We start from the raw sequence: 12,582 nt of genomic DNA, 5'->3' as shown, positions 1-12,582 counted from the left end.
TCATGAAAATTGGCCAAGTAGCAACGAAATCAGGTTTGCCTGCAAAAACTATTCGCTATTACGAATCAATTGGTTTGATAGACCCAGCAGGTAGAACCTCGGCAGGATACAGAGCTTACGAAGACAAGGATATTCAAACTCTTCGATTTATTCAGAGGGCTAGAAGTCTGGGTTTTTCTATAAGTGAAGTCTCTGCGTTATTGACCCTTTGGAATGATCGCAACAGGGCCAGTGCTCAAGTTAAAGAGCTCGCCAGACGGCATGTAGAGGAAATGGATAGAAAAATTTCCGAGCTACAATCGATGAAGGATACCCTGAGTGAACTTATCAATAAATGTCAGGGTGATCATCGACCTGACTGCCCCATTCTTAACGACTTTGCGCGATTAAATGCTAAAAAAGAGTAGTCGTATTCATTAATCAGTAATTCTCGTAGATTGATCAAGTTTCTTCTATTAACTGGTGTATTGCTGATATACATATGAACCCTCACCGTCGAGTGGATTCATGGCAGATAAACGCAAACAAAAGCACAATGAACTGACTAAAAGGAAAACAACTCAACTCAAGAGAGGTTTTCGTGTTGGGAACTTATCTATTGTTCTTGGTTTTGTTTTTTTTCTGGCAATAACTGTTTCTTCTATTTTGGTTTTTCAGCGGAGTGATAAGGAAAGCCTTGAGCAAAAAGAGCCCATAGTACAAACACAAGAACAAGCTAAAATCAAAGCTCTTGAAGCCGCCCCTGTAAATAAACCACACCCCATAAACCTTGGTAACATTTCGGTAGATGATACCGTTATCGATGATGGTAGTGAAGCTGAGACGATTAAGCTTCCGCCTAGTGTAACGGTCACAATTCCTAAGGAAGCCCCCAAAAAGGCTCCAGAAAAGATTATTGAGAATATCAATCTTTCTAATCAAATAAACTCTTCGGAACCGGATAAAAATACTGCGGATCAGATAAAAGACGAAAAAGGGAGTGAGGTTGCATCCCTTCCGCCAGCTGTTCAGATAAATAAAAGCCCTGTCCCCAAGACCACTTGGCAAAGGCCCGAACGTCCTATGATAGCTATTGTGCTGGATGATGTCGGGGTCAATCGAAGGGGAGCTGAACTCGCCATAGAATTACCAGCAGAAATCACCCTGGCATTTATGACCTATGCGCCCGGGGTTAAGGAATTGACCGAGAAAGCTCGAAAAAATGGCCATGAGTTGATGTTACATGTGCCCATGGAACCACTGGGTAGAGCTGACCCTGGACCCAATGCGCTTCTCACCGGATTATCCGAGGAGGAGATATTATCTCGGCTTGAATGGGGAATGGACCAATTTGATGGCTATATCGGTATTAATAATCATATGGGAAGTAAATTTACGGGCTGGGACCTAGGGATGCAGGTTGTAATGCAGCGGATAGAGGAGACGGATTATTTCTTCATGGACTCCCGTACTTCCCCAAATAGTGTCGCAGCGTCGACAGCAGCTACTCTTGGAGTTCCAGTTCTAAGCCGTGATACTTTTCTCGATAATGATTACCAAAACCCTGATACAATCGAAGCGCAGTTAAAGCTGACTGAAAAGGTTGCTCAAAAAAATGGCCATGCTATTGCCATTGGTCATCCCCATAAAACAACAGTCAAAGTCCTGCATCAATGGATAAAGTCAGCAGAGCGCCGCGGATTTGATGTCGTTCCAATTTCAGCAATTTTGGCATTAAAAAAGCCGGCTGGGTAATTGTCAGCCGGCTTTTAACATTAAACGTATATTTTAACGTTAAATATTGCTTTTCTGTGCTGCAAAACGAACGGCTTCTTCTGCGGCCCGTATTAAAGCGCGGGCTTTGTTATGGCATTCCTGGTATTCAGATTCTGGAACAGAATCAGCAACCACACCCGCACCAGCTTGAATATACATCGTTTGATCTTTGACAATGGCTGTACGTAAAGCAATACAGGTATCCATGCCACCCCCGGCACCAAAATACCCAACGGCACCGCCATAGATCCCACGCCTTTCAGGCTCTAGTTCGTCAATGATTTCCATTGCACGAACTTTTGGGGCTCCTGAAACCGTACCAGCTGGAAAACCTGCCGCAAGTGCATCGATCATATCAGCACGCTTGGTATCAAGGGTGCCTTCAACGTTGGATACGATATGCATAACGTGACTGTATAACTCGATGATCATACGTTCAGTTACTTCAATGCTGCCGACTTCAGCAACACGGCCAACGTCATTTCGACCCAGATCGAGTAGCATTAAATGTTCAGCGAGCTCTTTGGGATCTGAGAGTAAATCAGCAGCAAGTTCTTTGTCTTCAGCGGTATTTGCGCCACGCTTTCTTGTACCCGCTATAGGGCGGATGGTAACCTTGCCATCCCTAACTCTGACCAAAATTTCCGGGCTGGATCCGACAACGGAAAAGTTTCCGAAATTGAGATAGAATAGAAATGGGGAAGGATTAAGCCTTCTCAGCGCTCGATAAAGTGCAAAGGGAGGAAGAGTGAAGGGCACAGAGAATCTTTGAGAGAGAACAACCTGGAAGATATCCCCTGCCAAAATGTATTCTTTAGCTCTTTCAATGATAGCGTGGAACTCTTCACGGGTAAGGTTAGATGCAGTCTCCGGAGGAACGAGGTCGCCCTCGAATGCGTCAGGTTGGTGTTCAAGCGGCGCATTAAAATCAGCGCTCACTGCTGCAAGTCTGTCGTGGGCTTTTTCAAAAGCTTTCCGTGCATCAACGCCCTGTTCCGGCCAAACCGCTGTGGTCACCAGAATTTGGTCTTCGACCCTGTCAAAAATGGCTGTGACAGTGGGGCGAAGATACATACCTTCGGGTAGACCTAAAGGGTCGGGATTATCGGTGGGGAGGTGTTCCATCTGCCTGACGGTCTCATACCCCATATAACCGACAATACCAGCCGCCATTGGAGGCAGGTCTTCAGGAAGATCAAATTTACACTCAGCAACCAGTTTGCGAAGACTTTCTAGTGCCGTTGCTTCTTCCGCTTCGAAAGCTTCAGGCTTGGTTTTGTATTGCCGATTGATCTCGGCCTTTGCTCCATTACAACGCCATACGAGATCTGGGTCAAAGCCGATAAAAGAGTAACGGCCAATAGTATTTCCGCCCTCTACAGATTCAAACAAAAAGCTATTCGCTCTTTGTTCGGCGAGTTTTAGAAACGCCGAAACCGGCGTTTCTAAATCTGCAATCAATGTTGTCCAGACAACCTGTGGTTTGTTGTCATTGTAAACAGCAGAGAAAGCTTCGTATGTAATGGATTCAGTCATTAGTATGGAGAAGTGCCATAAGGATTGATGACCTGCTCTATAGAACTTTGATTAATTTCCACACCAAAGTCCTGTCTGAGAGAGGAGAGGTACTGCGAATATACGTCGTTTTTATATGAACTTTCGACTGACGATTTCATGCCATCAACCTCTTCGGATTGATTGCTTAAGTCTGCCTGTACAATCTCGCTTACAGTCGCAACGAGATGTCCATTAGCGCCTTGTCCAGTAAGAACATCGCCCTTTTTGGCCTTATAGATATCTCTGACGAGGGCAGGGGCAAGAGCATCGCCAATATTTGAGGAGAAGCGGTTGATTTCTACGCCAAATTTTATCAGTTCGGCTGCTTCATCTGTTACAGCTTGAAGCGCTGTTCCGTTGCGGGATTCATCAGCGAGCTTTTCTGCAATCTTTTTTGCTTCTTCGTTTTGACGGTTTTCTACCCAAGCCTGAGTAAGCTCAGATTTGATTTCCAGAAGGTCACGTGGAGCAGAAGGTGTTGTGGAATTTACTTTGAGAATGAAGTAGCCACCATCATCAAGCTCAGTGAGAAGACTGTCATCATTCCCGGTAGTTTGGTTCAAAACCTCTTGGAATTTTGCGTTCTCAGCAAGACCTGTTAAAGGTAACCCATCGCGGTCGCGGCCTTCTGCATCAATCACATCATAACTTAACATAACTTGATTGAGCTTTGTTGCAGCTTCATCAAGGTTGGCTCCTGAAGCGATCTCATCATCCAGTTGGTTGGCAAGAGAAATCAGCTCATCGGTGGCAACCCGAAGTGCCGCATCATTCGTAACTTGCTCACGGACTTCTTCGAAAACGGCTTCTCTCGCAGGTGAAATCTCTACAACAGAAACAATGTGCCAGCCGAGAGGAGACTGAATGGGATCCGTAATACCAGTCGTATCAAGGGCAAAAATTGCGTCTGCCAACTCAGGTAAAAGGTCTGATTGCTCCATAACACCAAGATCCACACCCTCTGAGCCGGTTAACTCTTTTGCGACGGCGTTAAAATCTGCTCCACCTTGAAGTTTCGCCTGAGCTTCTTTTGCTTGTGCTTCGTCGTTGAGAAGCATCTGAACCAAGCTGCGGCGATCGGGCAAGGATAGGCTATCCTTTTGGGCTAAGAACTCTTCTTCGATCTGCTCATCTGTAAGGGTAATCGTTTTAGCGACTTCTTTAGGATTGAGGTGGAGGTAGCTAACAGATTTAAATTCTGGCGCTAAGTAGTTTTGTTTCTCTGTTTCATAATAAGATGCGAGTTCTGAATCAGAAGGGTTGGCCATGTTTGCAAAGCGAGCGTAGGGAATTTCAATATAATCAACCAAACGTTTTTCGCTTGTATAACTATAGAGCTGTTCCGCGAGTTTTTGTGGAACAGGTATCGCATTGGTAATGGCGTTGTTGATTTGCTGGCGCTCAATATCTTTAGCTAAATCGGCAAGAAAAGTCGTTTCAGAGATACCTGCTTGATAAAGGGTGTTCTGGAAACGGTTTGGGTCAAAATCTCCGAACTCGTTTTTGAAGGCGTCAATTTTCAGGATTTCTTCTTTTAATTGAGCCTCTGATACCGTCATTCCCATTTCTTGAGATTGAATGGTAAACATCGCCTGTCTAACAAGCTGGGCAATGACCCTGTCTGTAAGTCCCAATTGTTGAGCTTCTTGAAAATCAATCGCGCGACCGAGTTGCTGAGCGATACTATTGGTTTCACGAGAAAGATTGTTAGAGAATTCAGTCTGGGTGACTTCTATGTCTCCAACTTTGGCTACAACCTGATTTGACCCTAAATTTAAGAAGATGTCTTGGATCCCCCAAGCTGCAAAACTTAAAATGAGTAGGGAGAATAGAGCAATAACAACAATTCGCTTAAAAAGGCCTGGTTTTTTATGAGCCATAACTTACCCGTGAAAATTCTATAGAAAGTTTGAATTATATATAATCGTGCGGGCATATTAAGGATGGAGCTATCTTGGGGCAACAGCGTTTTTAAAGATTATCTTCTCAGTGCCACAGATGTGATCCCTTTCAATTCATACTTACCCTAATTAACCGACTTTATTATGGGGCAGATTTCTCTTCTGACTTGGTTTGTGGGGAGGGAGGCTGTATAGATGTGGCGAATTTTAAACAGGAGAATCGAATATGGTGCGTAAACTCATTGCGGGTAACTGGAAAATGAATGGTTCCGTTTCCTTTGCTTCTGAGCTCGTTGGTGGACTGTTATCAAAGATTGAACAGCAAGATGTTTCCGCTGATTTTGTCGTTTGTCCTCCTGCTGCACTTCTCGGTTCCGTTCTTTCTCTAGCCAAAGGTACAAAATTATCGGTTGGTGGTCAGGATTGTCATGCCAATGTATCAGGTGCCCATACAGGGGATACATCTGCGGAACTGTTGAAAGACATCGGATGTGGTTATGTTCTAACGGGTCATTCAGAGCGAAGAACTGATCACGGTGAAACAGATTCAGATGTTAAGGCAAAAAGTACGGCTGCCTTGAAAGCAGGTCTTACGCCAATTATTTGTATTGGTGAGACCGAAGGCGAACGTGTTTCAGGAAATACTCTTAAAGTCATTGAACAGCAGGTGACAAACTCCCTGCCGGATGATGCTGATTCGAGTGCTATTGTTTTGGCATACGAGCCTGTTTGGGCAATCGGTACAGGTAAGACGGCTACACCGGATGATGTTGCTGAAGTGCATAATTTTATTAGAGAGCTCCTCGTATCCCGATTTGGTAGGGAAGCAGCTAATAAAATTAACATCTTATATGGTGGGTCAGTGAAACCGTCTAATGCAGCGGAATTACTCGCTGTTTCCAACGTTGACGGAGCATTGGTTGGCGGTGCAAGTTTAAAAGTTGAAGATTTTTGGGCAATTGGTGTCAGATGACTCTAGCCATATCGATCGGAAAAGGCTAAATAGCCTGTAAAGATCTACATAGTCACACAGATGTTTTGTATCTTTACTGTGATACAAGGCCGTATTTGTGTGTTGGTTTGGGATGAAAATCCCGGAAAGTATTGAGAGACTACTAACCATGAACGAAGTTCTATTGGTCATTCATTTGTTGATTACACTGTCGCTAATCGGCGTTGTCCTCGTTCAAAAGAGCGAAGGTGGCGGCCTTGGTATGGGCGGCGGCGGTGGAGGCGGTGGCGGTGCTGGCGGTTTTGGTGGATTCCTTACAGGCCAAAGCACAGCTAACCTTCTTACGCGTACAACAGCAATCCTTGCAGCAGCCTTTATTGCTTCAAGCCTATTGTTGACCATCCTTGCTGATACAGGTAGTTCACGTTCAATTGCTGATGATATCATCGCACCAGTGGCTCCAACCGAGACTGAGCAACCAGTTGCTCCGCCGGTTTCAGAATAAGTTTCGGATTGCATCCGATACGTACTATCATTGACCGGGACCATTAGGGTCCCGGTTTTGTTGAAACTGTTTTAAGTGACAACGAGTTCCATGACGCGCTTTATTTTTATTACCGGTGGTGTGACTTCTTCTTTGGGGAAGGGATTGACCTCCGCGGCTGTTGGTGCGCTGCTTCAGGCGCGCGGCTACAAAGTCCGCCTTCGCAAACTTGATCCGTATCTCAACGTTGATCCAGGAACTATGAGCCCTTACCAGCATGGTGAAGTGTTTGTAACCGATGATGGCGCTGAGACAGATCTGGATTTGGGCCATTACGAGCGCTATACAGGTGTATCCGCCAGTAAAAGTGATAATGTCACGACGGGTAAAATTTACTCTGAAGTTCTGGCAAAAGAACGTCGCGGCGATTATCTCGGCGCGACTATTCAGGTTATTCCGCATATCACGAATGCGATTAAAGAATTTGTGATGTCCGATATCGGGGATGAAGATTTCATCCTTTGCGAAATCGGAGGTACTGTCGGCGATATCGAAGGGCTTCCTTTCTTAGAGGCGATCCGTCAACTAGGAAACGAACTTGGTAAAGAGCGCAGTCTTTTCATCCATCTGACATTGATCCCTTATCTGAGAGCTGCTGGCGAGTTGAAAACAAAACCAACGCAGCACTCCGTTAAAGAGCTCCAGTCTTTGGGTATTCAACCTGACATGCTGCTTTGCCGTTGTGAGCAGGAAATCCCCGAAGGTGCGCTTCGCAAGATTGCCCAGTTCTGTAATGTACGAGAAACCGCGGTCATTCCGGCACTGGATGTTGATACAATTTATGCCGTGCCGCGTGCGTATCATGAGCGTGGCCTGGATGACGAAGTTCTACGCCACTTTGGAATGAAGGCCGAAGAAGAGCTGGATCTGGATCGTTGGGATAGTATTACCCAAACCATTCGTGAGCCTGATGGTGAAGTAACGATTGGTGTTGTCGGAAAATACACTTCCTTGTTGGATGCTTATAAATCTCTTGCCGAAGCTCTTGTTCACGGTGGTATTGCAAATAACGTTAAGGTCAAAATTAACTGGCTCGATTCTGAAGTTTTTGAAAGCGAAGGCGCTGTTGAAGCTCTTGAGAATGTCCATGGCATTCTTGTGCCTGGTGGCTTTGGTGAACGTGGCTCTGAAGGTAAAATTGCAGCAGCTGGCTTTGCACGTAAAACAAATGTTCCCTACTTTGGTATTTGTTTTGGTATGCAGATGGCCGTTCTTGATGCGGCACGCAATTTAGCTGGACTTAAAGATGCGAGTTCATCTGAGTTTGGTCCTTGTGAAGAACCTCTTGTCGGTATTATGACAGAATGGGCGCGTGGTAATGAGCTAGAACAACGCTCAGACGGTAGCGATCTTGGTGGAACTATGCGTTTGGGTGCTTATCCTTGTGCATTGAGCGAAGGCTCCCGTGTTCGTGAAGCCTACGGCACTGATATGATCGAGGAACGCCATCGTCATCGTTATGAAGTGAATATCAACTATCGTGAAAAACTGGAAGCTGCAGGCATGAAGTTCTCTGGTCTATCACCAGATGGTGGGCTTCCTGAAATTGTTGAGCTTGAAGAGCATCCTTGGTTTATTGGCGTTCAATTCCATCCGGAATTGAAATCCCGTCCATTTGAACCTCATCCGCTTTTCACTTCTTTTGTGAAAGCGGCAATTGAACAGTCTCGCCTGGTGTAATTGTAACTGGGTGGTGTAAATAACAGGGTAGAATAGAAAGAAATATTTATGACAGTGCATGCAGGGCTTCAATCGCGTCACGTAAGCGTTGGTGATGTTACTTTTGGAAATGATTTGCCATTTGTTTTAATTGCAGGTCCATGCCAGATGGAAAGCCGGGAACATGCACTGGAAATGGCTGAGACACTCTCTCAGGCCTGTAATAAACTCTCTATTCCCCTGATTTACAAAAGTTCTTTTGATAAAGCTAACCGTACTAGTCTAACCGCTCAACGTGGGATAGGCCTTGACGATGCTCTTCCTATCTTTGAAGAGATAAAAAGTAAGTTTGGTTGTCCGGTTCTCACCGATGTGCATTCAGCTGATCAATGTGATGCAGTAGCCCAAGTTGTTGATATTTTACAGATCCCGGCTTTCTTGTGTAGACAGACAGACCTTTTGATTGCGGCTGCAAATACCGGTCGGGCGATCAATGTTAAAAAGGGACAATTTCTGGCTCCCTGGGACATGAAAAATGTCTCACAAAAAATCATCGATTCTGGAAATGAAAAAGTCATGGTCTGTGAGCGTGGGGCCTCATTTGGCTACAATACGCTCGTATCCGATATGCGATCTCTTCCAATCATGGCGCTCCAGACTGGCTGCCCTGTTATTTTTGATGCAACGCATTCTGTGGCTCAACCCGGCGGACAAGGTGCCAGTTCAGGCGGTCAGCGTGAATTTGTTCCTGTTCTTGCACGGGCTGCTATTGCTACTGGTGTAGCTGGCGTATTTATGGAAACACATCAGGATCCTGATAAAGCACCGTCTGACGGGCCAAACATGGTTCCTGTACAACAGCTTCCGGAGCTACTTTCAGTTCTGGTTGAATTTGATAAACTGGCAAAAGCACATCCGGTGTCTATTGCTTAATGGTTATACCGAGGCCCGCACCCTCTCTGCGCCTCAACTTTCTTAACGGAGATAGAATAAAATGACGGCGATCATCGACATTAAAGGTCGTGAGATCCTCGATTCTCGTGGAAACCCTACCGTAGAAGTTGACGTTCTTTTAGAAAGCGGTGCCTTTGGCCGCGCTGCAGTTCCCTCTGGTGCCTCTACAGGTATCTACGAAGCTGTAGAGCTGCGTGATGGCGATAAGAACCGATATTTGGGCAAAGGCGTTCAAAACGCTGTCGCTTCCGTAAATGAAGAAATTTACGAATCACTTATTGATCTTGACGGGGCAGATCAGCTCCTCGTTGATCGGGTTATGATCGATCTCGATGGCACTGAAAACAAATCTCGCTTAGGTGCAAACGCCATTCTTGGCGTTAGTCTTGCTGTTGCTAAGGCGTCAGCTGAAGATGCAGGTCTACCGCTTTATCGTTATGTTGGTGGATCTTTTGCCCGTACGCTCCCAGTTCCGATGATGAATATCATTAACGGTGGCGCACATGCTGATAATCCAATCGATATCCAGGAATTCATGGTTATGCCTGTTGGGGCGGCTTCTGGTTCAGAAGCTATCCGTATGGGCGCAGAAATCTTCCACTCTTTGAAGAAATCTCTGAGCGATGCAGGCCACAATACCAATGTTGGTGATGAAGGTGGTTTTGCACCAAGCCTGGCATCTACTGACGAGGCCCTTCAGTTTATTACTAAAGCTGTTGGTAATGCAGGCTACCACCTCGGTGATGATGTCATGCTGGCTCTTGATTGCGCGGCTTCTGAGTACTTTAAAGACGGCAAATACGAGCTCGCAGGCGAGGGCAAGTCTCTCGGTTCTGACGAGATGGTTCGCTATCTCGAAGACCTGGCTAACCGCTACCCGATTTTCTCTATTGAAGACGGCATGAACGAAGACGACTGGGATGGCTGGAAATCACTTACTCAGGCTATTGGTAATAAAGTTCAGTTGGTTGGTGATGATCTCTTTGTAACAAATCCAAAGCGTCTTAGCCGTGGTATTGAAACCGGTACTGCCAACTCAATCTTGATCAAGGTAAACCAAATTGGCACGCTTTCAGAAACTCTGGAAGCTGTTGATATGGCGCATAAAGCTGGCTACACATCAGTCATGTCACATCGTTCTGGTGAAACTGAAGACAGCACTATTGCAGACCTTGCAGTTGCAACAAATTGTGGTCAGATTAAAACAGGCTCATTGTCCCGTTCTGACCGGATTGCAAAATACAACCAGTTGATCCGGATCGAAGAAGAGCTCGGTTCTATGGCACACTACGCAGGTCGATCTATTCTTCGCTAGATAGATTCTGGATAAATAAGTATGCAAAAGGGCGTAGCTTCAAGCTACGCCCTTTTTTATATGCAATCTCGCCAGAAACTAAGTATTTATCTTAGAGTTTTATCACAGCCATTTTATCTTGCGTCATATCGTGCATGGTAAGCCAATACCGGCAGTGCTGTATCCTGTGTCTACGCCCGGCGAAGGTATCCAGTCGACCCTGATGGCAGCTAACGCTGTTGTATCCCCCACATTAACGAAGTTCATAGAGGCTTCTCAAAACTTCAGTTGGCGCGAGAACTGACAAAATTTGTGCTCCTCGTAATTTTACTTACGAATATATTGTTTAACTCTTTGTTTATTCCCAATAACTACTTTATCTGTTAGTTTAACCGTCCTGCGTGCAGAAAAGTATAGAACCGATTTACGAGATGTCGTTATTTAGAGAGATCCATAAACGTTCCCGTTTTGTAATACCTCAAGTGTTGGGGGCGTCTCTTGTTGCCTATTTTGCGTATCACACCATCGAGGGTGAGCGTGGCATCTGGGCGTGGATACATCTCAAAAATGATCTGGCAGTAAAACAGGCTGAAATGCAAGTGACTCTTGCTGAGCGTCAGAAACTGGAAGCGCGTGTTGTTCTCTTGCGCCCTGATAATCTTGACCCCGACCTTTTAGAGGAAAGGGCGAGGGATGTTCTTAATTATGGCCTGGAAAATGACTACGTTGTTATTCAGAGAAGATAAGTTGTATAGTTAACTTGATATTGTGCAATGCAACAATTTTTCACAAATTAACTTATTTTTAGTTAATATGCAAAAAAATCATATATATCAATAAGATAAAACTTGTTGTAATTTTATTTCGGTTGCCTTACATTAGCTGCGAGAAACACACCCCTTAGTGAACAACACTAGATCTTATGGGATACCTCGCATGGCGACAAAAAAAACGCCCACGAAACGGGCACCGAAGAAACGTACAGCTTCTTCTGACGTTACAAATGAACAAATCCTCGATTTTTACCGTGAAATGCTTCTTATTCGCCGCTTTGAAGAAAAAGCTGGCCAGATGTACGGCATGGGGCTTATCGGTGGTTTCTGTCACCTCTATATAGGTCAAGAAGCCGTCGTTGTCGGTATTCAATCGGCATTGGAAGATCGTGATACGATCCTTACTTCCTACCGTGATCATGGACACATGTTGGCATGTGGTATGGATCCTGACGGTGTTATGGCAGAACTTACTGGACGTAGTGGTGGCTACTCCAAAGGTAAGGGCGGTTCCATGCACATGTTCAGTGAGGAAAAAGGCTTTTACGGTGGGCACGGTATCGTTGGTGCTCAGGTTCCTATTGGAACAGGTATCGCCTTTGCTCATAAGTATCTGGAAGAGAATGCAGTAAATGTCGCCTATCTTGGCGATGGTGCTTTGAACCAGGGGCAGGTTTACGAATCATTCAACATGGCTTCCCTCTGGGAGCTTCCTGTTGTTTATGTGATAGAAAACAACAGTTATGCGATGGGAACATCTACAGCGCGTTCTTCAGCGAACTCGACTGAACTCTATCATCGTGGCGCTGCTTACGGCATTCCCGGAATGCAGGTAGATGGTATGGATGTTGTTGCTGTCCGTGAAGCTGCTAAAATCGCTGTTGAACATGCACGTAGTGGCAAAGGCCCCTATATCATGGAAATGATGACCTACCGTTATCGTGGTCATTCCATGTCTGATCCAGCCAAGTATCGTTCAAAGGAAGAAGTTCAAAAGGTCCGTGAAGAGCGTGATCCTATCGAACGACTTCGCGCGGTTATGCTCAAGAAAAAGATCATCGATGAAGCTGGTATGAAGCAGATAGATAAAGATGTAAAAGCTATCGTTTCTAAATCGGCTGAATTCGCCCAATCTAGCCCTGAGCCAGATCCTTCAGAACTTTACACCGATGTGTACGCAGACGCGTAAGCTG

11 protein-coding genes are annotated in these 12,582 nt (G+C 45.4%); 9 read left to right on the top strand and 2 right to left on the bottom strand.

What is annotated here, in order from left to right:
- Window positions 1-2 precede the first annotated feature (2 nt).
- Window positions 3-407, top strand: a complete 405-nt coding sequence (cueR, locus tag ACOGW3_RS02890) for a Cu(I)-responsive transcriptional regulator (RefSeq protein ID WP_419901581.1) — start codon at window positions 3-5, stop codon at window positions 405-407.
- 100 nt (window positions 408-507) lie between these two features.
- Window positions 508-1,734, top strand: a complete 1,227-nt coding sequence (locus ACOGW3_RS02885; protein WP_419901580.1) for a divergent polysaccharide deacetylase family protein — start codon at window positions 508-510, stop codon at window positions 1,732-1,734.
- A 39-nt stretch (window positions 1,735-1,773) separates the two neighbouring features.
- On the opposite strand, the gene trpE is transcribed toward ACOGW3_RS02885, so the two are convergent.
- Complete coding sequence (gene trpE / locus ACOGW3_RS02880; RefSeq protein ID WP_419901579.1) at window positions 1,774-3,291, bottom strand: anthranilate synthase component I; 1,518 nt, start codon at window positions 3,289-3,291, stop codon at window positions 1,774-1,776.
- Entirely contained in the window at window positions 3,291-5,192 is a 1,902-nt protein-coding gene (locus ACOGW3_RS02875) for a SurA N-terminal domain-containing protein (RefSeq protein ID WP_419901578.1), read from the bottom strand. The genes trpE and ACOGW3_RS02875 overlap by 1 nt, the downstream gene beginning before the upstream one ends.
- Before the next feature lie 247 nt (window positions 5,193-5,439).
- Between ACOGW3_RS02875 and tpiA the strand changes: the two genes are divergently transcribed.
- The 7 genes from tpiA to pdhA all read left to right on the top strand — a co-directional run bounded on the left by tpiA (window position 5,440) and on the right by pdhA (window position 12,578).
- Window positions 5,440-6,186 (top strand): triose-phosphate isomerase, encoded by a 747-nt coding sequence (gene tpiA, locus ACOGW3_RS02870; RefSeq protein WP_419901577.1) that lies wholly within the window; start codon window positions 5,440-5,442, stop codon window positions 6,184-6,186.
- A 148-nt stretch (window positions 6,187-6,334) separates the two neighbouring features.
- A complete protein-coding gene (gene secG, locus ACOGW3_RS02865) occupies window positions 6,335-6,670 on the top strand; it encodes a preprotein translocase subunit SecG (RefSeq protein ID WP_419901576.1) in 336 nt (111 codons plus the stop codon).
- 90 nt (window positions 6,671-6,760) lie between these two features.
- Window positions 6,761-8,389, top strand: a complete 1,629-nt coding sequence (locus ACOGW3_RS02860) for a CTP synthase (RefSeq protein ID WP_419901575.1) — start codon at window positions 6,761-6,763, stop codon at window positions 8,387-8,389.
- 48 nt (window positions 8,390-8,437) lie between these two features.
- Window positions 8,438-9,301 (top strand): 3-deoxy-8-phosphooctulonate synthase, encoded by an 864-nt coding sequence (gene kdsA, locus ACOGW3_RS02855; RefSeq protein WP_419901574.1) that lies wholly within the window; start codon window positions 8,438-8,440, stop codon window positions 9,299-9,301.
- Between the two features lie 61 nt (window positions 9,302-9,362).
- Entirely contained in the window at window positions 9,363-10,637 is a 1,275-nt protein-coding gene (gene eno, locus ACOGW3_RS02850; RefSeq protein WP_419901573.1) for a phosphopyruvate hydratase, read from the top strand.
- Window positions 10,638-11,047: 410 nt separating this feature from the next.
- On the top strand, window positions 11,048-11,362 hold the full coding sequence (locus ACOGW3_RS02845; RefSeq protein ID WP_419901572.1) for an FtsB family cell division protein: 315 nt from the start codon (window positions 11,048-11,050) through the stop codon (window positions 11,360-11,362).
- 190 nt (window positions 11,363-11,552) lie between these two features.
- The gene (pdhA, locus tag ACOGW3_RS02840) at window positions 11,553-12,578 is read left to right on the top strand and encodes a pyruvate dehydrogenase (acetyl-transferring) E1 component subunit alpha (RefSeq protein ID WP_419901571.1); all 1,026 of its coding nucleotides are present in this window, start codon (window positions 11,553-11,555) and stop codon (window positions 12,576-12,578) included.
- Window positions 12,579-12,582: the final 4 nt, after the last annotated feature.

The organism is Kiloniella sp. (assembly GCF_965205715.1).
Taxonomy (GTDB): Bacteria; Pseudomonadota; Alphaproteobacteria; order Kiloniellales; family Kiloniellaceae; genus Kiloniella.
The sequence above is the reverse complement of the archived record's forward strand: the minus strand, read 5'-3'. Positions and strand labels throughout refer to the sequence as shown.